The following is a 21,279-nucleotide window of genomic DNA, read 5'->3' on the forward strand; positions in this document are numbered from 1 at the left end:
CAGCATCAGGGCGTCACGCATCGATGCGCTCCAACCGGCTGAGAATAGGGTGGAAGGACGCTACAGCGACGGCGGCGCGCGTCAAGGGGGCTGGGCGAACAAGCGTCCCGGTTCAGGTCGCCGGTTCAGCCGCCCCCCGTTCCGCCAGTCGGTTCAGGCGGCCTGGGCCAGCGCCGCCTGCGTCGCGGCGATCCAGCCGCCGCCCAATACGCGATCGCCCGCATAAAGGACCGCCGCCTGCCCCGGCGCGACGCCATATTCGGGCGCGTCGAAGATCAGCCGGTCGCCATCCAGCCGGGCGGGCACCGGCTTTGCCATGGAGCGGACCTTGGCCGTCAATGGCCCGGCGAAATCGCCGCCCAGCCAGTTGATGTCGCTGAGCAGCGCGCCCGATACGGCCAGCGCCGCCTTTGGCCCGACGATGACGCGGCGGCCTTCGGCATCGAGGCGCACGACATAGAGCGGATCGGGCTGGCCGCCAATCTCCAGCCCCTTGCGCTGGCCCACGGTATAATGGATCAGCCCTTTGTGCCGGCCGAGCACGCGGCCGTCGATATGGACGATGTCGCCGCCTTCGTCCGCGTCGGGGCGCAGTTTGCGCACGATTTTCGCATAATCGCCGTCGGGCACGAAGCAGATGTCCTGGCTGTCGGGCTTCAAGGCCACCGACAGGCCTAGTTCGGCGGCGATTTCGCGCACCTGCGGCTTGGGCAGGCCGCCGAGGGGAAACCGCAGATAATCGAGCTGCGCCTGAGTCGTGGCGAAGAGGAAATAGCTCTGGTCGCGCGCCGGATCGGCCGCGCGATGCAATTCCGCGCCCTGCGGACCTTCCACCCGCTGGACATAATGGCCGGTGGCGAGGCAGTCCGCGCCGAGATCACGCGCGATCTGAAACAGGTCGGTGAACTTCACCCCCATATTGCATTTGACGCAAGGGATGGGGGTGCGGCCGGCCATATATTCATTGGCAAAGTCGGCAATCACCGAATCGCGGAAGGCGGTTTCATAATCAAAGACATAATGGGCAATGCCGATGCGATCGGCGACCGCGCGCGCATCGCGAATATCCTGCCCGGCGCAGCAGCTGCCGGTGCGGCCGACGGCGGCGCCATGATCATAAAGCTGAAGCGTGACGCCAATGACCTCCGCGCCGGTCTTTGCGGCGAGCGCGGCGACGACGCTGCTGTCCACGCCGCCCGACATGGCGACGACGATGCGCCGCTGATCGAGCGGCTGGGGAAGCTGAAACTGGGGCTGCATGGGCGCGCGTATAGGGCATGGGAGGCCATTTGAAAATGCGCCAGTCCAACGGACGCTTCAGCGCGTCATGGTTAACAAATTCTATCGCCCGAACGCCGCTTTAGCGACCGGATGCGCATATTAGCGTCATAAAGCGTGCCGGGGGTTTACCGACGGTTATCCATTCCCCCCTACAAGAGCAGACATGGATCTGAGTTTTCTTCGGGGCGGCGGGTTAAGGCCCGGCGCCAGCCGACCGCTGAGCCGGCCGCGCATTCCCGCGTGGCCTTTCCTGCGGGCCGCCACGGCGGCTGCGCAGGCGGCCAGCCCCACCGCCCAGGCGGTGGCCGGCGTCCTGCGGGGGCAGGACGGAAGCGAAGACTGGATTCAGGAACTGGCGGGAATTTTCGCGCCACGTTCCGGCGGCAAGATCGAAGCCGTGCGTCTCGCGGGAAGCTTCAACCCGCTGATTGCGAGCCGTTTAATCGGGGACAGGGAAAGATGAAGGCAGTGTTTACCGTTGCAGTTTAGCCGTTGTTCAGGGCTGATCGACATAAGGGTTTTCACGGCTGAATTCAGCAATGCCAGTGCCGCACATTGAGGGTAAGAATGATCGAGAACCAGAAAATCAGACCCGCCCAGGTCGTCGGCCCACTCGGAGAGCCTTTGACCCTGGACAGTCTGCCCCCCACCGACACCACCCGTTGGGTCGTGCGGCGCAAGGCGGAAGTCGTCGCAGCTGTGAATGGCGGCCTGCTGACCGTGGACGAAGCCTGCGCCCGCTATAATCTGACGCTGGAGGAATTTGCCGGCTGGCAGCGCGCGGTCGACCGTTCGGGCATGCACGGCCTGCGCGTCACGCGCATCCAATATTATAAGTCGCTCTATGAGCGGCAGCAGAAATTCTGATACCTTCCTCTTAACAGGGTCGCATAGAAAAGGGCCGCCGGATCATCCGGCGGCCCTTTTCGCATGGGCGTCGCGGCGCGCAAAACGGCGCAGCGGCAGGATGGTTTCCGGACCGGAATCATTTTTCGTTCATGGAACGCGACGCCCTTTCCTCCGTTGAAACAGCACCCAACCCGCAGGGGGCGTGGTTCAAGGAGAGTATCATGGGCATCATCTTGTGGCTTATCGTCGGCGGCATCATCGGCTGGCTCGCCAGCATGGTCATGCGCACCGACGCGCAGCAGGGCATTCTGCTCAACATCGTTGTCGGCATCGTCGGCGCCTTCATCGGCGGCCTGATCTTCAGCGGCGGTTCGATCAATGACGGTCTGACGCTCTACAGCTTCCTCGTGTCGCTGGTCGGCGCGATCATCCTGCTGGCGATCGTCAATCTGGTGCGTCGCGGATCGGTGCGGTAACGGCCGACCCATCGCAATATGATAAAAAGGCCGCGCCCGTCGAAGGCGCGGCCTTTTTTTATCGCCGCGCCGCGAACCAGCGGTAAAGCGCCAGCACCGCGACGGCGCCCAATATGGCGGCAATATAGCCCGCCCGCTCCCCCGGCATATAAATGCCCGCGAGACGACCGATGAAACCCGCCAGCAAGGCGCCGGCGATGCCCAGCAATATCGTCACGATACAGCCGCCCGGGTCGCGCCCGGGCATGATCAGTCTTGCAATCGCTCCCGCGATCAGGCCGAGAAATATCCAACCCAGCAAATCCATGGCGCGCCCTTCTGCGTTGCCCTTTCCATTCCTGCCCGTCACGCACCATTCGGCCGACCCAACCAAACGATACGCTTTCGTCATGAACGAACCTACCGGCCCGTTTCCACCCCCTTCTAGCATGAAATATGGCTTTGCCGTTTCACTTTGAAGCATGATATTGGGGGTTGAGGGTGGTGCTATATTCATATAATACAGTCGCCAACATGGGGCGAAGCGCCGGAGAGATGGAATCGGCATGAATTACGAAACACAGCTGTCTGGCGAGGCCGTAGCCGTAATAAGCGAGGATGAATCGCGCCGCAGCCGCAAGCGGTTGCTGATCGGGGGCGTTGTCGCGATTGTGCTGGTGACGGCTGCGGTTGCGATTTCCATGCGCGGGGGCGACAGCGCCAACACCGCCGCACCCACGGCGCAGGTGCCGGTGGTCACGGTGATCAGCCCCGGCCAGTCCACCGTGTCGCGCACCGTGAGCGCCACGGGATCGCTCGCCGCGCGGGTGGACATGCCGGTCGGCGTGGTCGGCGAAGGCGGCATGGTGACGCGGGTGCTGGTGCAGCCGGGCGACTGGGTGCGCGCCGGACAGGTGCTGGCGACCGTCGAACGATCCGTCCAGACCGAACAGGTGCGGTCGCTGGCCGCGCAGGTGGAGGTGCAGCGCGCCAACGCCAAGCTGGCGCAGGCCCAGCTCGATCGCGCCAAGGCGCTGGTCGGGCGCGGCTTCATCAGCGCCGCCGACATCGACCAGCGCACCGCTACCCGCGATCAGGCCGAAGCGCAGATGCGCGTGGCGCAGGCGCAGCTGGCCGAACAGCAGGCGCGCACCGGGCGGCTGGACATTCGTGCGCCAGCGTCCGGGCTGGTGCTGACCCGCACGGTCGAGCCGGGCCAGATCGTTCAGGCCGGCGGCGGCGTGCTGTTCCGCATGGCCAAGGATGGCGAAATGGAAATGCAGGCCCAGGTTGCCGAAGGCGATCTGACGACGCTGCGCGCGGGTAATAGCGCCACGGTGACGCCGATCGGCGGCAGGCAGGGCTTTGCCGGACGGGTGTGGCAGGTTTCGCCAGTGGTCGACCCGCAGACGCGGCAGGGCATCGCCCGCATCGCCATACCCTATAACAGCGCGATCCGGCCCGGCGGCTTTGCGTCGGCCATGATCACCAGCGGATCGGGCAGCGCGCCGTTGCTGCCGGAATCGGCGGTGCAGAACGACGCCAAGGGCAGCTATGTCTATATCGTCAACGCCAAGGGACAGGTGGAGCGGCGCGATGTGACCGTGGGTCAGGTGTCCGACAATGGCGTGGCCGTGACGGGCGGAATCGCCGGCACGGAACAGATTGTGACGTCGGCCGGCGCCTTCCTGACGCCGGGTCAGAAGGTGAAGCCGGAACGGTATAAGGCGGGATAAGCCGCAGGCGGGCAACGCTGCGTGCGTTGCCCATTATCGTGCGCGCGAAACATCCGCGCGCCGCACAGGATGAAGGGACGCGGGCAGCGTCCGGCGAAGGAAGCGCGTCATGGATTTTCGCAATATTTCCGCATGGGCGATCCGTAATCCGGTCACGCCGCTGGTGCTGTTCGCCGCCCTGGTGATGGCGGGCATCGTCAGTTTCCTGCGGATGGACGTCAACAATAATCCCGACGTCAGCTTCCCCATGGTCAGCGTCACCGTGTCGCAGCCGGGCGCCGCGCCGACCGAACTGGAAACGCAGGTCACGCAGCGCGTCGAAGCCGCCGTGCGCGGCATCAGCGGCGTGGACGAAATCACATCCTTCGCATCCGAAGGCATGTCGCTGACCAATGTGCAGTTCCAGATCGGCACGCCGGTCGACCGCGCGGTCGCCGACGTCAAGAATGCGGTGGACCAGATCCGCAGCGACCTGCCCGACGGGATATTGGAACCGCAGGTCCAGCGCATCGACGTGGACGGCGGGCCGATCGCCTATTTCAGCGCCGAAGCGACCGATATGACGCTGGAGGAACTGTCCTGGTATGTCGACAATACGGTCGCCAAGCGGCTGTTGTCGATCAGCGGCATGGCGGCGGTGAAGCGCGGCGGCGGCGTCAGCCGGGAAATCCGCGTCATCCTGGACCCGGCCAAGCTGCAAGCCTATGGCGTCACCGCCGCGCAGGTGAACGGCCAGTTGCAGCAGGTGAACCTGAACGCGGCGGGCGGCCGCACCGAAATCGCCGGGGCGGAACAGTCGATCCGCGTACTGGGCAACGCCGCCAGCGCCAGCACGCTGGGCGACACGCAGATCGCCATTTCCGGCGGACGCACCGTCAAACTGTCCGACCTGGCCAGCGTGCGCGACATGTATGCCGAACAGCGCAGCCTGGCGCTGATGAACGGGCGGCAAGTCACCAGCTTCAGCCTGGAAAAGGCCAAGGGATCGTCGGACGTCACCGTCTATGACGAGGCGATGAAGGTGCTGGACAAGCTGAAGAAGGAAAATCCCAAGGTCCAGTATAAGCAGCTTTTCTCCAGCGTCGAATATACCAAGGGCCAGTATCATAGCGCCATGTCGGCGATGATCGAGGGCGCGGTGCTGGCGGTCGTGATCGTCTTCCTGTTCCTGCGCGACTGGCGCGCGACGATGATTTCCGCGCTGGCCATTCCGCTGTCGGCGATCCCCGCCTTCTGGTTCATGGACATGCTGGGCTTTACGCTGAACAGCATTTCGCTGCTGGCGCTCAGTCTGGTGGCGGGCGTGCTGGTCGACGACGCGATCGTGGAGATCGAGAATATCGTGCGCCACATGCGCATGGGCAAAAGCGCCTATCAGGCGTCGATCGACGCGGCGGACGAAATCGGCCTGGCCGTGCTGGCGACCACCATGGCGATCGTCGCGGTGTTCCTGCCGGTGGCGCTGATGCCGGGTCTGGCTGGGCAATTCTTCATCCAGTTCGGTATGACCGTGGTCGTATCCGTGCTGATGAGCCTGGCCGTCGCGCGCCTGATCACGCCGATGATCGCCGCCTATTTCCTGAAGGCCCATGGCGAGGAAAGCCATGGCGAAGGCTGGCTGATGGACCGTTATATGGGCGTGCTGCGCTGGTCGCTGGACGACCGCAAGGCGAAGGAACGACGCGCGCGTGGCGGCTTCCGCAACCGGATGGCGGGCTTTTTCACCGACCATCGCGTCTGGACGCTGGGCATAGGTTTTGCCGCCTTTGGCGCGACCATCATTGCCTTTGCGACGCTGCCCATGACCTTCCAGCCGACCACCAACACCGATTTCAGCCAGGTGAAGGTCGAAACCGTGCCGGGCAGCACGCTGGCGCAGACCACCGCCATCACCCGCAAGGTCGCCGATATGCTGAGCGCCGACAAGGACATGGTGGAGGCCGCCTTCGCCGATATTGAACCGACCGGCGCGGACATATTCCTGACGCTGAAGAAGGACCGGCCGATCAGTTCGGTCGATTGGGAACGCAAGGTTGCGCCCAAATTCCAGACCGTCGCCGACGCCCGCGTCAATTTCCAGTCGCAGTCGGGCGGCGGTTTCGGCCGCGACATCATCATGATGTTCGGGTCGGATGACCCGGAATTGCTGGAAAAGACCGCCAACCAGCTGGTGCATGAAATGGCCGCCATTCCCGAACTGCGCGCGCCGCGCGTGCAGGGCGACATGCAGCGGCCCGAAATCATCATCAAGCCGCGGCTGGACCTGGCCGCCAGCATGGGCGTGACGACGATGGCGCTCAGCCAGTCGATCCGCATCGCCACGATCGGCGACATCGATCAGAACAGCGCCAAATTCTCGCTGTCGGATCGCCAGATTCCGATCCGCGTCGCTCTGGCGGAGGACAGCCGCAAGGATATTGCCACCATCCAGAATCTGCCGGTGCCGACCGTATCGGGCGGATCGGTGCCGTTGCGCGTGGTGGCCGACATCAGCTTTGGCGCAGGGCCGACGCAAATCCGCCGCTATAACCAGATTCGCCGCATCGTCGTGGGCGCGGACCTGGCGCCGGGCATCGTCACCAGCCAGGCCATGGCCAAGATCAACGCCCTGCCGCTGATGAAGGATATTCTCGCCGGCAAGGTGCAGGGCTTGCAGAAGCTGAACGCCGGCGAAGCCAAATTCCAGACGGAGATGATCCAGAACTTCATCATCGCCGTTTTTTCCGGCGTCCTGCTGGTGCTGGCGGTGCTGACCCTGCTGTACAAGCGCCTGATGCCGCCCTTCGTCAATCTGGGGTCGCTGCTGCTGGCGCCGCTGGGCGGCGCGCTGGCCCTGCATGTCGCGGGGCAGCCCGTGTCCATGCCGGTGTTCATCGGCCTGCTGATGCTGCTGGGCATCGTCGCGAAAAACTCCATCCTCGTCATCGACTTCGCTCTGGAGGAAATGGAAAAGGGCGTGCCCAAGAAGGCGGCGATCATCGACGCCGGGCACAAACGCGCCCAGCCGATCGTGATGACCACCGTGGCGATGGTGGCGGGCATGGTGCCGACCGCCCTGTCGCTGTCGGGTGACGCCGCCTGGCGCGCGCCGATGGGCATTACCGTGATCGGCGGCCTGATCCTGTCCACGGTGCTGACGCTGGTGATCGTGCCGGCCATCTTCAGCCTGGCGATCGGGCTGGAAAGCTGGGTCGGGCCGCGTCTGGGCCGGGGTCTTCTGACCTACAAGCCGGGCGACAATGGCAAGCCGGTCCCTGGCCACACTCAGCCCGCCGAGTGAGGCGCGGACCGGAGCGACGCACATAGTTGCGCTCCGGTCCACCCTCCGGCGAAAAAGAAGCGCTTGCCTGAACGAAACGGCAGCGTAACCGTTGAAGCATCATGACCCTGCTTCGCCTGCCCCGGCCCAAGGACGCCTTTGCCCCGCACCCCGCGCGGCGCATGCGGCTGGTGGCGAGCGGCATGCTGGTGGCGATGGCCGCGCTGTTCATTCTGGCCCGCGCCACCGTGCATGTTCATCCCGCTATCGGCTTCGTGCAGGCCTTTGCCGAAGCGGCGATGGTGGGCGGGCTGGCCGACTGGTTCGCGGTGACGGCCCTGTTTCGCCATCCGCTGGGCCTACCCATCCCCCACACCGCCATCATCCCGCGCAACAAGGACCGGATCGGCGACACGCTGGCCGCCTTCCTGCGCGACAATTTCCTGACCCCGGCCGTGGTCGCGCGGCGGATGCGGCATATGGATGTGGCGGCGGCGACGGGCCGGTTCCTGGCCAGTCCGTCCGGCGGCGACGGGCGACTGCGCGAGGGCGCATCCCGGCTGATCGCCGACATATTGGAGGCGCTGGATCAGGAACGGCTGGGCGGGATGGTGAAAGGCGCGATCGGCCAGCGGCTGCGCGCGATCAACATCGGCCCGTTGATCGGTCAGGCGATCGAGGCGGCGATGCGCGACGGCCGCCATGCGCCGGTGATTAACAGCATCGTCCTGTGGGCCGACCGGACGCTGGAGGCCAATGAACATCTGATCCGGCAAATGGTGCATGACCGCGCGGGCAAGGTGCTGCGCTGGACCGGGCTGGACGAAAATCTGGCCAATGCGATCCTGAATGGCCTGCGCAAGCTGTTGTCCGACATGGCCGACGATCCCGCCCATCCGCTGCGCCTGAAGGCGGAGGAAGGCATGGCGAAGCTGGCGTTCGACCTGCAATTTGATCTGGAAATGCAGGCGAAGGCGGCGCAAATCCGCGACGAGATACTCGACAATCCGGCGATGCAGCGCTGGATCGACGGATTGTGGGAGCAGGCGCGCGCCGGACTGCTGCGCGCGGTGCGCGATCCGGGCAAGGCGATGGCCGGGCGTCTGGGCGAAGCGCTGCGCGCACTGGGCGGCACATTGCAGCAGGAAGCGGGGCTGCGGCTGGTGATCAATCGCTTCGTGCGGCGGGCGGCGGTGGGCGCGGCGGCCAGCTATGGCGATGCGATCGTGCGGCTGGTGAGCGATACGGTGCGCAGCTGGGACGCGGGCACCGTGACCAGCCGGCTGGAACATGCCGTCGGCCGCGACCTGCAATATATCCGCATCAACGGCACGATCGTCGGCGGGCTGGTGGGACTGGCCATCCACGCGGTCGACACGTTTTTTTAGGAAGAACCGCACCGGCCCGCTCCCCCGCCCGGCCACCCATCAGGATACCATGTCTGGGTGGCCGGGCGGGTTCAAACGAGTCACGCGCCTCGTTTGAAGGGCCGGTGCGGCATCGAACATGCGCGCCAGCGCATGCCCACAAAAAAGTGCCGGGGGCATCGGGCCAAAACGACGCACCCCGGCGGAACCGGCCGCCCCGCAGAGGAGAGAAGGCAGCTGGCTCCTTTCGCAAAATCCTATTCGCCCGGCGGCGGCCCTTCGCCTGCGGGCGGCGCCGATGACGGGGGTGGCGGCGGCAATTCGTCGGCGGTCAGCACGCCGTCGCCATTGCGATCCTGATCGGCGAACATGGCGAGCGCGGGCGCGAGAAATTCGTTGCGGTCGATCTGGCCATCATCATTGGCGTCTTCGGGATAGGGCATGGCGCGGCCGGGCGGCGGCGGCGGGGCGCCGCCTTCTGCCCGATCGCCTGCCGGGGGGCGACCACCGCCGGGAGGTGAGCCACCGGGCGGGGGACCCCCTGCGCCGCCCGGAGGACCGCCCGAACCACCGCCGGGGCCGCCACGCCCCCTGCCCGGTCCGCGCCCTTCGCCCTTGCCCGCACCGGCCGAAGCCCGTTCGCGGTCATGCCCCAGCATGCGCTGCATCGCCTGCACCGGGACCAGCCCGTCGCCATCCTGATCCATCAGGCCGAAGCGGCGCTCCATATAGGCGGTCATTTCGTCGCGGGTGATGCGGCCGTCGCCATCGGCATCGGCCGCCCAGGGGCCGCCCTGGGCAGCGGGTGGCTGGGCCGACAGCGGGGCTGAGACAGCGAGTAAGACAGTTAAGACGATACAGCGCGACGGCATGGAGGCTCCTGCAAGGATGATCCCTGTTGTCCGCCCATTCGCACCCCTGCTTTGCCGGCATATGTCGCGAGGCGACACTTATGTTGCAGGCTTGCAAAATGAATGTTGCAACATATCATTAAATGATGTTGTATCATTTCATCACCGAGTTCCGGATGGTGCAAAGAGCGGGGCGCGGTGAAGGGCGTGACGCCTGAGCATGGCAGAGCTGCGGGCGACAAATGTCGGACACGGCATAGGGCGAGCGCCGCAGATGGCGCAGACGGCAGAAAGGCCGGCATGGCCGATATGCCGGCACCGCACATCGGCGCGGGATGCGCCGGAAGCCGGGCCGGGCGGGACGCGACAGGGTGCAACAGACAGAGGAGCCGGATGATGCGACCAATGGCATTGCAGACGAGGAGCGGTAACGAAGGAGCGCGCTATGGCGCAGCGCGCAAATCGCCGCTGGGGCTTGGCGGGACGGTGGCGGTCCATGCGATCGTGGTCGGCGCGTTCCTGCTGATCCCCAAGGAGGTCATCCAGACCGTCATATCCGATCCGCTGACCACTTATCCCGTCACCGAAGATCCGCCGCCCCCGCCCGAACCGATCGAGCAGCCGCAGACTGACCCGAAGATCGAGACACGACCGGAACCCCAACGACCGACCACGACCGACCCCTTCATTCCCCTGCCCAAGGGCGATCCCGCCCTCACCGGATCGACCAAATCAGGGACGGGCGTCGACCCCGTGCCGACCATTCCCCTGCCCCCGATCGACCCGCCCCGCCCGCCGGTGCTGACCGAACCGTCGATAGATCCGCGCGCCATGGGCGCGTTCCAGCCCGATTATCCCGGCGCGATGATCCGGCAGGGCATGGAAGGCGCGGTGACGGTGCGCGTGACCATCAGCGCCGAAGGGCGGGTCGCGACGATCGAGAAGATCTCCGCCACGGACGAGAGTTTCTGGATCGCGACCCAGCGCCACGCGATGCGCAAATGGCGGTTCCGCCCGGCCACGCGCGACGGCGTGGCGATCACATCGACCAAGGTGCTGACGGTGCGCTTCACGCTGACTGAACGCTAAAAAGAGCCGCCTTGCGGCGTCGCCCGCCCGCCCCTTCCCACGCGGAAGGGGCGGGAAAGGAGAAGCATGATGGAGCATTTTGCATCTGCGCCCGCCCTGTCCTATAAGGGCGGCATGGCGATCTTTCCCCGTCCCGTTTCCCCCAAGAGCGCGCTTGGCGACTTCTGGGGTTATTTCCGTCAGCAGCGGCAGCATAAATGGCCGCTGCTGGGCCTGTCCGTGGCGATGACCTGGGTGATTGTGTGGGCATTCGTGATCGACGCCAACACCAACACGATGCCGACGCGCAACAAGATCATCTATGTCCAGAGCTGGGATGCGAACCGATCCGACGCGGCGGTGATTTTGCAACAGAAGATCGATTTCGCCAAGCGCGAGGCGGCGTTGCAGAAGGACCAGAAAAAGATGCAGGGCTATGCCGACGCGTTCGGCATCGAATGGCGCGAGGAGGAAGCGCGCAACACCGCCAAGCGCAAGGAAGCGGTGAAGGCGATCGACGCGATGCTGGACGAACGGCTGGCGAAGGCGGAGGCCAGCGAAAAGGCCGCGCCCAAGTCCGCCGAAACCGCCAGACCCTGATCCCCCATGCCATCGCCCGCAGACGACCGCCGCTATATGGCCGCCGCCATCGCCCTGTCGGGGCGCGGACGCGGCCTTTCCACCCCCAATCCCAATGTCGGCTGCCTGATCGTGAAGGCCTCTCCTGATGGGGGTAGGCATATCGTCGGGCGCGGCTGGACCCAGAAGGGCGGCCGCCCCCATGCCGAGGCGCAGGCGCTGGAGCAGGCGATGGACCGGGCGCGCGGGGCGACCGCCTATGTGACGCTGGAACCCTGTTTTCACCTTAGCCCGCGCGGGCCGCGCTGCGCCGACCTGATGGCGCGGGCCGGCGTGGCGCGCGTGGTGATCGCGCTGCGCGATCCCGATCCGCGCACCGACGGACAGGGCGCGGCCTGGCTGCGCGACCGGGGCATAGCCGTCGAAATGGGGCTGATGGCGCAGGAAGCGGCCGGGGCGATGGCGGGATTCGTGCTGCGCCAGACGCTGGGACGGCCGCATGTGACGCTGAAGCTGGGCGTGTCGATCGACGGCCGGATCGCGCTGAAGGACGGCGCGAGCCGCTGGATCACCGGGCCGGACGCCCGCGCCCACGCCCATATGGAGCGGGCGCGGCATGACGCCATATTGGTGGGCGGCGGCACGCTGCGCGCCGATGCGCCGCGTCTGGACGTGCGGCTGCGCGGACTGGAGGATCGATCGCCGCGCCGGTTGCTGCTGAGCCGCAAGGACGCCCCCAAAGGATGGGATCGCATCGGCGCGCCGGAGGAGATCGCGGCGCTGCAACGGGTGGACCATCTGCTGGTCGAGGGTGGCGCGGAAACCGCCGCCGTGTTCCTGCGGGCCGATCTGGTCGACCGGCTGATGCTGTATCGCGCGCCCATCATCGTCGGCGCGGGGCTGGCGGGGATTGGCGACATCGGCCTTGCCGAACTGGCGCAGGCGCATGGCCGCTGGCGCATGACCGATGTGCGCGCGCTGGGCGTCGACCGGCTGGAGGTTTACGAGCGGGTTCGGAGCGCCTAAGTCCGCTTTCCAATTCTCCGTTCGGTTCGAGCCTGTCGAGAACCGTCTCGCGCGGGTTCTCGACAGGCTCGAACCGAACGGACTTTGCGTAATAGGATCGATCCATGTTCACCGGCATCATCACCGACATCGGCACCATCCGCAGCCATGAACAGCGCGGCGACCTGCGGCTGGTCATCGGCTGCGCCTCTGCGATGGATGGCGTGGCGATCGGCGCGTCGATCGCCTGTTCGGGCGCCTGCCTGACGGTGGTGGAAAAGGGCGACGACTGGTTTGCGGTCGACCTGTCGGCCGAAACCGTCGTCCGCACCGCTCCGGGCCTGTGGGCGGAGGGCGGACGCCTCAATCTGGAGCGCGCGCTGAAGGTCGGCGACGAACTGGGCGGGCATATCGTGACCGGCCATGTCGACGGCATCGGCCATCTGGTGTCCGCGACCCGCGAAGGCGATTCGACCCGGCTGGTCATTCGCGCGCCAGGGGAACTGGCGGCGGCGCTGGCGGCCAAGGGGTCGATCACGGTCGACGGCATTTCGCTGACGGTGAACAGCGTCGAGGATCAGGCCGATGGCAGCGTGCATTTCGGCCTGAACATCATTCCGCACACCGCCGCCGCGACGACGCTGGACCAGTTGGCCGACGGCCGCGCCTTCAATCTGGAGATCGATGTGCTGGCCCGCTATCTCGACCGGATGCAGAGCCTGCGCGCGAAGGGATAAGCCTGGCGCAGGCGGCGGAATAACGGAACAACATGCCCTTATTGTGATTCCTCACTTGAAAGAATCACATTGTAGTGTGATATGACTGTCATCCCGTCAGGGGAAGGAGTATATCATGTCGTCCGCGCTTCTCGATTCCGTCCGCAGCCTCGTCACCGATGGCGGCATGTCCCGATCCGGTCTGGCGCGCGCCGCCGGCCTGCACGCCAACAGCCTGCGCAAGCTGGGCGAAAGCGACTGGAACCCCACGGCGGACACGCTGGGCAAGCTGGAAGCCTATCTGCTCAAGCGCGAGGGCGGCACCGCGCTCGCAAGTCCCGAAGAGATCATCAACGAAGCCCGCAACGGCCGCATGTTCATTCTGGTCGATGACGAGGATCGCGAGAATGAGGGCGATCTGGTCATCCCCGCGCAGATGGCGACGCCCGATGCGATCAATTTCATGGCCACCCATGGCCGCGGCCTCATCTGTCTGGCGCTGAGCAAGGACCGGGTCGAGACGCTGGGGCTGGGCCTGATGAGCCGCAACAACGGCACGCGCCACGAAACCGCCTTCACCGTGTCGATCGAGGCGCGCGAAGGCGTGACCACCGGCATCAGCGCCGCCGACCGCGCCCGCACCATCTCCGTCGCGATCGACGGATCGAAGGGCAAGGCCGACATCGTGACGCCGGGCCACGTCTTCCCGCTGGTGGCCAAGGATGGCGGCGTGCTGGTGCGCACCGGCCATACCGAAGCGGCGGTGGACGTCGCACGGCTGGCCGGCCTCAATCCTTCCGGTGTCATTTGCGAAGTGATGAAGGACGACGGCACGATGGCGCGCCTCGACGACCTGATCCCCTTCGCCCAGAAACACAAGATGAAGATCGGCACGATCCGCGACCTGATCGCCTATCGCCGCCGGCATGACCATATGGTCGAACGCCGGTCGGAAACGACATTCCAGAGCAAATGGGGCGGCGACTGGAAGGCGATCAGCTTTTACAACAAGGCGACGCAGAGCGAACAGCTGGTGTTGCAGAAGGGCCATGTTTCGCCCGACCAGCCGACGCTGGTGCGCATGCATCAATTGTCGCTGCTGGACGATGTCTATGGTGCGGAAGGGCCGCGTGGCGACCTGCTCGCGCGGTCGATGGAGATTATCGGCCGCGAAGGCGCCGGCCTGATCGTGATCCTGACCGGCAATGAGGATGGCGGCTTCGTCACCCGCTGCGTCGATGCGCATGCGGGCAAGGCGCCCGCCGGGATGGACGAGTTGCGCAACTATGGCGTGGGCGCGCAATTGCTCGCCGAACTGGGCGTGCATGACATGATCCTGCTGTCCAACACCCAGCACAGCCTGATCGCGCTTGACGGCTATGACCTGTCCGTGGTTGGGCAGCGCCCGATCGAGCTGTAAGGAACCTATATCATGGCGAAATTCCTGATCGTCGAAGCCCGCTTCTACGACCATCTCAACGACCTGCTGATCGAAGGCGCGAAGGCTGCGCTGGACGAGGCCGGCCATAAATATGAGGTGGTGACGGTGCCGGGCGCGCTGGAAATCCCCGGCGCGGTGGCACTGGCGGCGGAAACCGGCCGTTATGACGGCTTCGTCGCGATCGGCGTGGTGATCCGCGGCGAAACCTATCATTTCGAAGTGGTGTCGAACGAAAGCGCGCGCGGCCTGATGGCGCTGAGCATGGACGCGATCCCGATCGGCAACGGCATCCTGACCGTCGAAAATGAAGAACAGGCGCTGGTCCGCGCCCGCCCCGACCAGAAGGACAAGGGCGGCGAGGCGGCCAAGGCGGCGATCGCCATGCTGGCGCTGCGGGAACGGTTCGGCGCCTGATTGGCGGCGACTGATGGATAAAAGGGGGCGGTTCCGGGTGGAGCCGCCCCCTTTTTTGTTCGCTGGAGCCGCAATTTACACCCCTCCCGTAAACGGGAGGGGGAACTAAACCTTTGTTACGCCGCCGTCTTTTCCTGCTCCAGTGTCGGATAGTCGGTATAGCCGGCCTCGCCCTGACCGTACCAGGTCGCCATCGACTGCGGCGCGTTGAGCGTCGCGCCGTCGCGCAGGCGCTCCACCAGATCGGGATTGGCCATCAATGGGCGACCGAAGCTGATCGCGTCGGCCAGGCCGCTGTCCAGATCGGCCTGCGCGCGCTGCGCGTCATAATCGCTGTTGAGGACCAGAGGCCCCTTGAAATGCTGGCGGATGAGCGGCGACTGGCGCGGCACATCGGTCGCGCCAAAGGTGCCGTTCGGGCCGGGTTCGCGCAGTTCGAGAAAGGCGATGCCGATGGCGTTCAGCACATCGGCCGCCGCCGCGAACAGGGTGGCGGGATCGCTGTCATTCACGCCCTGCGAATCGCCATTGGGCGACAGGCGCACCGACACGCGATCCGCGCCGATGGCGTCGACTACGGCCTGCGTCACTTCGCGCAGCAGCCGGACGCGATTTTCGACGCTGCCACCATAGATGTCGTCACGGAAATTGCTGTTGTCGCGCAGAAACTCGTCAATCAGATAGCCGTTGGCGGCATGGATCTGCACCCCGTCAAAGCCCGCCGCGATCGCGTTATGCGCGGCGCGAACATAGGTGTCGATCAACCCCGGAATCTCCTCGATCGCCAGCGGACGCGCGGTTTCATAGGGCTTTTTGCCTTCATAGCTGTGAACCTCGCCCGGCGCGGCGGTGGCGCTGGAGGACACGGGTTGCTCGCCGGTGACGCTGCTGTGCACGGCGCGGCCCATATGCCAGAGCTGGACGATGATCCGACCGCCCTTGTCATGCACGGCCTGGGTGATCGGCTTCCATGCTTCCACCTGTTCGTCCGACCAGATGCCCGGCGCGAAGGGCCAGCCCAGCCCCTGCTGCGAAATGCCGGTCGCTTCGCTGATGATGAGGCCGGCGGAGGCGCGCTGCGCATAATAGTCGGCCATGATCGGGGTCGGCACATGATCGCGCGTGGCCCGGCCGCGCGTCAGCGGCGCCATAAGAACGCGATTGGGCGCGCTGACGGCGCCAAGCTGGATCGGATCGAACAATGTGGTCATGAAATCTCCCTCCATCAACGTTTCAAAATGCAACGGGACTTGATGTGCAAAGCCAGCTAGGGAGCGGCCATGTCCACTTCAACCCCCGTTGCGCCTATTTCCATGCCGCGCATGGCCTTTCCCGCGTTGATTCTGGCAAACCTGATTTTGCCGATCGGGCCGGTGCTGGTGCGCCTGTCGGACGTGGGGCCGGTGGCGGCGGCCTTCTGGCGGTTGTCGATCGCCCTGCCCTTCCTGATCCTGCTGGCGGTTCCGGGATTGAAACGCACGGCGCCGACAATGCGCGAATGGAGCGTGCTGATCCTGTCGGGGGTGGTGTTCGCGCTGGATCTGGCGGTCTGGCATATCGGCATTCTCTACACCAAGGTCGCTAATGCAACGATCTTTGGCAATATGAGCGGGCTGTTTCTGCCGGCCTGGGCGCTGCTGGTGTTGCGGCAACGGCCGACGCGCAATCAGGCGATCGCCCTGAGCCTGGCGGGCGCGGGCGCGCTGGTGATGATGGGCGGCAGTTATGAATTGTCGGTTCGCAACCTTCAGGGCGACCTGCTCTGCCTGCTCGCGGGCGTGCTTTACACCATCTATCTGCTGATGGTGCAGGGCGCGCGGGCACGGCTGGACGCCTGGTCGGTGCTGGCGGTGGCGAGCGCGGCGAGCGTGCCGGTGCTGCTGCTCTGCGCGCTGTTGCTGGGCGAAACGGTGATGCCGCATAACTGGACGCCGCTGATCCTGCTGGCCCTGTCGAGCCAGTTGATCGGACAGGGGCTGCTCATCTATGCAATTGGCTGGTTTTCGCCTTTGGTGCTGGGGCTGTCCCTGCTGTTGCAGCCCGCCATATCGGCGATTTTCGGCTGGCTGCTATTTGGCGAATGGCTCAGCCCCGGCGACATGATCGGCACGGTGGCGGTCGGAGCGGCGCTGGTGCTTGTGCGCCTGCCTTCGCGGGCGTAGACCGGGCGCATGAGCGACATTCAGGATCTGACCCTCGACGAAATCCGCGCCCTGCTGGCGCCTGCACTGGCGCGCCATGCCGCCTTTGACGGCTGGCGGTCGCAGGCGGTGACGATGGCGGCGCAGGAAATGGGCGTCGACGCGGACATCGCCGCACTCGCCTTTGCCGACGGGCCGGTCGACATGATCGACGCCTGGTTCGCCAGCATCGACGCACGCATGCTGGACGCGATGCCGCCGCAAACGCTGGCCAGCCTGTCGATCCGCAGGAAAATCTCGGCGCTGATCGAGGCGCGGCTGGACCTGATCGCCCCCGACCGGGAGGCGCTGCGCCGCGCGATCGCAATATTGGCGCTGCCGGCCAATGCCGCGCGCGCGGCCAAGCTAGCCTGGCGCGCGTCCGACGTCATCTGGCGCGCCGCCGGCGACACTGCGGCCGATTTCAACCATTATACCAAGCGCACCACGCTGACGGCCGTCTATGCCTCCACCATGCTGGTGTTTCTGGATGATGAGAGCGAAGGCCATACCGACACGCGCGCTTTCCTGGCCCGGCGGATCGAGGGGGTGATGCGCTTCGAAAAGGTCAAGGCCCAGTTCAAGGGCGTGGGCGGCGGCGAGCGGCTGAGCCTGTCGCGCTTCATCGGCCGGCTGCGGTATCCGGCGATTTGAACGCCAGCCATCGGCCGGAAACCCGTTTTTTCTGGCCATGCCGGAACGGTATTGATAGTCACTCGCAGAAATAGCCTGAGAGTCTCCCGCCGTTGCGCCTGTCTGACCTGCCCTTGCGGCAACCCGCTTATGTCGATCTGATTGACTGGTCCGCCCTTAGCCCCTCCGAAGGCCAGCGCCTGCGCGAATTCGGCCTGTGCGAAGGGGCGAGCGTTGAGGCGCTGCACCATGGCGGTTTTCTGGGCAAGGGACCGATCGCCTGCAAGGTCGGGCGGATGACCATCGCCATGCGCCGCGCCCACGCCGCCGCCATCACTGTGCGCACGGGCGCAGAAGCGTCCAGCATGGAGAGTGAAGCATGAGTGGCCTACCGCTGGTCGCGCTGGCCGGCAATCCCAATGCCGGCAAGAGCGCGCTGTTCAATGCGCTGACCGGTGCGCGGCAGAAGCTGGGCAATTATCCCGGCGTCACGGTGGAGCGTAAATCGGGCCGGCTGTCCCTGCCCGATGGACGCCCGGTGGAGCTGGTCGACCTGCCCGGCACATACAGCCTTGACCCCAACAGCCCGGACGAACAGGTGACGCGCGACGTCATATTGGGCCGGCAGGAGGGCGAAAAGCGGCCCGACGCGCTGGTCGTGGTGGTCGATGCGTCGAACCTGGACAATCATCTCCGTTTTGCGCTGGAGCTGATCACGCTGGGCCTGCCGACGGTGGTGGCGCTCAACATGGTCGACCTCGCCACCCGTGACGGGCTGGAGCTGGACGCCAACATCCTGTCGCGCGAACTGGGCGTGCCGGTGATTTCCACCGTCGCGGTGCGCAAGCGGGGCCTGGATCATCTGCGCCAGGAACTGGACGGGCTGATGAGCGGCGCGCCCGCGCCCTATACGACGAAGCCGGCGCGCGATTTCGATGCCGTTCGCAAGGAAGCGCGGCGCATCGCCCGCGCGGCGATCGTGCGCGAAACGCCGTCGCGCCGGCTGACGGCGGCGGTCGACCGGGTGCTGCTGCACCCCGTCATCGGTTTCGTCCTGCTGCTCGCTTTGCTGTTCGTGATGTTCCAGGCGGTGTTTAGCTGGGCCAGCGCGCCCGCCGACATGCTGGAAGGATGGGTGACGGCGCTGGGCGAGGCGGTGACGAACACGCTGCCCCCCGGCATCATCCACGATTTCCTGTTGCAGGGCGTGGTCGGCGGCGTGGGCGCGGTGATCGTCTTCCTGCCACAGATCCTGATCCTGTTCTTCTTCATCCTGATGCTGGAAGCGACCGGCTATATGGCGCGCGCGGCCTTCATCATGGACGCGCTGATGGCGCGGGTCGGCCTGTCGGGCCGGGCCTTCATCCCGCTGCTGTCCTCCTTCGCCTGCGCGGTGCCCGGCATCATGGCGACGCGCACCATTTCCGACCCCAAGGACCGGCTGACGACCATATTGATCGCGCCGCTGATGACCTGTTCGGCGCGGCTGCCGGTCTATGGCCTGATCATCAGCGCCTTCATCCCGGCCCGCACCGTGGGCTGGGGCGTGGGATTGCAGGGGCTGGTGATGTTCCTGCTCTATGTCTTCGGCATCGTCGGCGCGCTGATCGCCGCCTGGGCGCTGCGGCTGACCGTGACCAAGGGGCAGAGCAGCGGATTCCTGATGGAAATGCCCAAATATCAGTGGCCCCGGCCGCAGGATTTGCTGATCGGCCTCTGGCAGCGCGCGATCATCTTCCTGAAGCGCGCGGGCACCATCATCCTGTTCACCAACATCGTGCTCTGGGTGCTGATGAGCTTCCCCAAGGCGCCCGATGGCGTGCGGCAGAGCGAATATTCGATCGCCGGCCGGATTGCGGGCGGGATCAATGTGCTGGTCGAGCCGATCGGCTTCAACCGCGACATCAGCCTGGCCCTGCTGCCGTCCATGGCGGCGCGCGAGGTGGCCGTTTCCGCCATCGCCACCGTCTACGCCATCGATGCAGAGGATGATGTGGAGGCGCTGGACAAGGGGCTGGGCGAACGGTTGCAGGGGCGCTGGACGCTGGCGACCGCGCTCGCCTTCCTGGCCTGGTTCGTGTTTGCGCCCCAGTGTATTTCCACCATCGCGGTGACGCGGCGCGAAACGGCTGGCTGGAAATGGACCGGCTTCATGATCGGCTATCTGTTCGTGCTGGCCTATGTGGCGGCGGGCGTCACCTATTGGGCGGCGGTGGCGGCAGGGCTGGGATAGCGCCTAACAAATCATGAACAAATAGCTTCGGGCGCTTGACCGAATCAGTCATGCTCCCGATAAACATCAACGGTAGTCGCGCTACCGCACTTTTCCCCGTCCTCACCACCCCTGAACGCGCGGGGGCCAAGAGGGCCTTTGGGGAGCTGACCCATAGTCAGCTATTAAAAGTGAGGTGAGTATGAAACGGGTTCATGTCCGTTCTTATACACGCTGGCGCTATGGCAACCTGGAGTGTGTCTGCAAACACACCCGTCGGTGGCCTCGTCAGTATTCGTTCGGTTTCTAAAGCCTAGAGTCCAACGATGGTAGCGCGGCTATCAAGCCACATGAAGCACTTTGCCACGAGCGCCAGCGCGCGAAGACAATGCGAAAATCTTTCCAACTTCGCAAGCCGCAAATGCGATTGTCGCAACCCAATGCATCAAATTTTTTGATAACGAGTTGCATTTAAATGAAGCAATAAAGCGGGCATGAAGTAGAAAACCCTAAGCTGGACGCCAGATTTGGGGTGCTTATAAGGACCGTTTTACAGGTTTCGGAGGAATCATGGCAGGCTCGGTCAACAAGGTCATTCTGGTCGGCAATCTGGGCGCCGACCCGGAGGTCAAGAGCTTCCAGAATGGCGGCAAGATTTGCAACCTGCGCATCGCCACGTCGGAAAGCTGGAAAGACCGCATGACCGGCGAGCGCAAGGAGCGCACCGAATGGCATAATGTCGTCATCAACGGCGAAGGTCTGGTGGGCGTGGCCGAACGATTCCTGCGCAAGGGATCGAAAATCTATGTCGAGGGCCAGTTGCGCACCCGCAAGTGGCAGGACCAGTCGGGCAATGACCGCTACACGACCGAAGTGGCGCTGTCGGGTCCGGGCGCAGTGCTGACCATGCTGGACGGCGCGCCGGGCGGCGGCGGTCAGGGCGGCGGCTATGGCGGTGGCGGCGGTGGCCGATCGCAGCAGGGCGTGAGCGACTGGAGCGGCGGATCGAGTGGCTTTGGCGGCGGCGACTATGATGATTTTGGCGGCGGCCAGGGTGGTGGTCAGGGCGGCGGCTTCGGCGGCGGACGTTCCTCCTCGGGCGGCGGCAATTATGGCGGCGGCAACAGCCGTGGCGGCGCGGGCAGCCCCAATTTCGACAATGATCTGGACGACGAAGTGCCGTTCTGATGACGGCCGGAGGATGTTGGCGACGCAAATGCCTGCGTCGCCCGC

At 65.3% G+C, this 21,279-nt stretch carries 21 protein-coding genes; 17 read left to right on the forward strand and 4 right to left on the reverse strand.

Annotated features, from left to right (window positions below; all coding sequences use genetic code 11):
- Positions 1 to 153: 153 nt before the first annotated feature.
- Entirely contained in the window at positions 154 to 1,260 is a 1,107-nt protein-coding gene (gene mnmA, locus ACFOKF_RS17300) for a tRNA 2-thiouridine(34) synthase MnmA (protein ID WP_380797235.1), read from the reverse strand.
- A 184-nt stretch (positions 1,261 to 1,444) separates the two neighbouring features.
- On the opposite strand from mnmA, the gene ACFOKF_RS17305 reads away from it, so the two are divergent.
- The 3 genes from ACFOKF_RS17305 (at position 1,445) to ACFOKF_RS17315 (ending at position 2,606) form a co-directional block, all read left to right on the forward strand.
- Entirely contained in the window at positions 1,445 to 1,744 is a 300-nt protein-coding gene (locus ACFOKF_RS17305; protein ID WP_380797236.1) for a hypothetical protein, read from the forward strand.
- 104 nt (positions 1,745 to 1,848) lie between these two features.
- Positions 1,849 to 2,148, forward strand: coding sequence for a CtrA inhibitor SciP (gene sciP, locus ACFOKF_RS17310; RefSeq protein WP_380797238.1), 300 nt, complete (start codon positions 1,849 to 1,851; stop codon positions 2,146 to 2,148).
- Between the two features lie 203 nt (positions 2,149 to 2,351).
- The gene (locus ACFOKF_RS17315) at positions 2,352 to 2,606 is read left to right on the forward strand and encodes a GlsB/YeaQ/YmgE family stress response membrane protein (protein ID WP_298400306.1); all 255 of its coding nucleotides are present in this window, start codon (positions 2,352 to 2,354) and stop codon (positions 2,604 to 2,606) included.
- Between the two features lie 58 nt (positions 2,607 to 2,664).
- Here the strand turns inward: ACFOKF_RS17315 and ACFOKF_RS17320 are convergent, their stop codons facing one another.
- Positions 2,665 to 2,913 (reverse strand): GlsB/YeaQ/YmgE family stress response membrane protein, encoded by a 249-nt coding sequence (locus tag ACFOKF_RS17320; protein ID WP_380797240.1) that lies wholly within the window; start codon positions 2,911 to 2,913, stop codon positions 2,665 to 2,667.
- Positions 2,914 to 3,151: 238 nt separating this feature from the next.
- Between ACFOKF_RS17320 and ACFOKF_RS17325 the strand changes: the two genes are divergently transcribed.
- From ACFOKF_RS17325 to ACFOKF_RS17335, 3 genes are all read left to right on the forward strand, one after another.
- A complete protein-coding gene (locus ACFOKF_RS17325) occupies positions 3,152 to 4,321 on the forward strand; it encodes an efflux RND transporter periplasmic adaptor subunit (protein WP_380797242.1) in 1,170 nt (389 codons plus the stop codon).
- 109 nt (positions 4,322 to 4,430) lie between these two features.
- Complete coding sequence (locus ACFOKF_RS17330) at positions 4,431 to 7,601, forward strand: efflux RND transporter permease subunit (RefSeq protein ID WP_380797243.1); 3,171 nt, start codon at positions 4,431 to 4,433, stop codon at positions 7,599 to 7,601.
- A gap of 101 nt (positions 7,602 to 7,702) precedes the next feature.
- Positions 7,703 to 8,968 (forward strand): DUF445 domain-containing protein, encoded by a 1,266-nt coding sequence (locus ACFOKF_RS17335; protein ID WP_380797245.1) that lies wholly within the window; start codon positions 7,703 to 7,705, stop codon positions 8,966 to 8,968.
- Positions 8,969 to 9,204: 236 nt separating this feature from the next.
- On the opposite strand, the gene ACFOKF_RS17340 is transcribed toward ACFOKF_RS17335, so the two are convergent.
- On the reverse strand, positions 9,205 to 9,819 hold the full coding sequence (locus tag ACFOKF_RS17340) for a hypothetical protein (protein WP_380797246.1): 615 nt from the start codon (positions 9,817 to 9,819) through the stop codon (positions 9,205 to 9,207).
- A 384-nt stretch (positions 9,820 to 10,203) separates the two neighbouring features.
- Between ACFOKF_RS17340 and ACFOKF_RS17345 the strand changes: the two genes are divergently transcribed.
- The 6 genes from ACFOKF_RS17345 to ribH all read left to right on the forward strand — a co-directional run bounded on the left by ACFOKF_RS17345 (position 10,204) and on the right by ribH (position 15,021).
- Positions 10,204 to 10,887 (forward strand): energy transducer TonB, encoded by a 684-nt coding sequence (locus ACFOKF_RS17345; RefSeq protein ID WP_380797248.1) that lies wholly within the window; start codon positions 10,204 to 10,206, stop codon positions 10,885 to 10,887.
- A gap of 69 nt (positions 10,888 to 10,956) precedes the next feature.
- A complete protein-coding gene (locus tag ACFOKF_RS17350; protein ID WP_380797859.1) occupies positions 10,957 to 11,466 on the forward strand; it encodes a hypothetical protein in 510 nt (169 codons plus the stop codon).
- A 6-nt stretch (positions 11,467 to 11,472) separates the two neighbouring features.
- Positions 11,473 to 12,471, forward strand: coding sequence for a bifunctional diaminohydroxyphosphoribosylaminopyrimidine deaminase/5-amino-6-(5-phosphoribosylamino)uracil reductase RibD (gene ribD, locus ACFOKF_RS17355; RefSeq protein ID WP_380797250.1), 999 nt, complete (start codon positions 11,473 to 11,475; stop codon positions 12,469 to 12,471).
- A gap of 104 nt (positions 12,472 to 12,575) precedes the next feature.
- On the forward strand, positions 12,576 to 13,187 hold the full coding sequence (locus tag ACFOKF_RS17360) for a riboflavin synthase (RefSeq protein WP_380797252.1): 612 nt from the start codon (positions 12,576 to 12,578) through the stop codon (positions 13,185 to 13,187).
- Positions 13,188 to 13,302: 115 nt separating this feature from the next.
- On the forward strand, positions 13,303 to 14,586 hold the full coding sequence (gene ribB, locus ACFOKF_RS17365) for a 3,4-dihydroxy-2-butanone-4-phosphate synthase (RefSeq protein ID WP_380797253.1): 1,284 nt from the start codon (positions 13,303 to 13,305) through the stop codon (positions 14,584 to 14,586).
- Between the two features lie 12 nt (positions 14,587 to 14,598).
- Positions 14,599 to 15,021: a 6,7-dimethyl-8-ribityllumazine synthase gene (gene ribH, locus ACFOKF_RS17370; RefSeq protein ID WP_380797254.1), complete on the forward strand. Its 423-nt coding sequence runs from the start codon at positions 14,599 to 14,601 to the stop codon at positions 15,019 to 15,021.
- 116 nt (positions 15,022 to 15,137) lie between these two features.
- Here ribH and ACFOKF_RS17375 read toward each other — a convergent pair whose 3' ends face one another.
- Positions 15,138 to 16,232, reverse strand: a complete 1,095-nt coding sequence (locus ACFOKF_RS17375) for an alkene reductase (RefSeq protein WP_380797255.1) — start codon at positions 16,230 to 16,232, stop codon at positions 15,138 to 15,140.
- Positions 16,233 to 16,301: 69 nt separating this feature from the next.
- On the opposite strand from ACFOKF_RS17375, the gene ACFOKF_RS17380 reads away from it, so the two are divergent.
- The 5 genes from ACFOKF_RS17380 to ssb all read left to right on the forward strand — a co-directional run bounded on the left by ACFOKF_RS17380 (position 16,302) and on the right by ssb (position 21,234).
- Positions 16,302 to 17,183 carry a DMT family transporter gene (locus ACFOKF_RS17380; RefSeq protein ID WP_380797256.1) on the forward strand — a complete coding sequence of 294 codons (882 nt, stop codon included), beginning with the start codon at positions 16,302 to 16,304 and terminating at the stop codon, positions 17,181 to 17,183.
- Between the two features lie 9 nt (positions 17,184 to 17,192).
- Entirely contained in the window at positions 17,193 to 17,855 is a 663-nt protein-coding gene (locus ACFOKF_RS17385; RefSeq protein WP_380797257.1) for a COQ9 family protein, read from the forward strand.
- A gap of 92 nt (positions 17,856 to 17,947) precedes the next feature.
- The gene (locus ACFOKF_RS17390; protein ID WP_380797259.1) at positions 17,948 to 18,217 is read left to right on the forward strand and encodes a FeoA family protein; all 270 of its coding nucleotides are present in this window, start codon (positions 17,948 to 17,950) and stop codon (positions 18,215 to 18,217) included.
- Positions 18,214 to 20,067: a ferrous iron transporter B gene (feoB, locus tag ACFOKF_RS17395; RefSeq protein ID WP_380797261.1), complete on the forward strand. Its 1,854-nt coding sequence runs from the start codon at positions 18,214 to 18,216 to the stop codon at positions 20,065 to 20,067. Before ACFOKF_RS17390 ends, feoB begins: the two co-directional genes overlap by 4 nt.
- Positions 20,068 to 20,616: 549 nt before the next feature.
- Positions 20,617 to 21,234, forward strand: coding sequence for a single-stranded DNA-binding protein (gene ssb / locus ACFOKF_RS17400; RefSeq protein WP_380797262.1), 618 nt, complete (start codon positions 20,617 to 20,619; stop codon positions 21,232 to 21,234).
- The last annotated feature ends 45 nt before the right edge of the window (positions 21,235 to 21,279 follow it).

Source organism: Sphingobium rhizovicinum, assembly GCF_042647625.1.
Taxonomy (GTDB): Bacteria; Pseudomonadota; Alphaproteobacteria; order Sphingomonadales; family Sphingomonadaceae; genus Sphingobium; species Sphingobium rhizovicinum.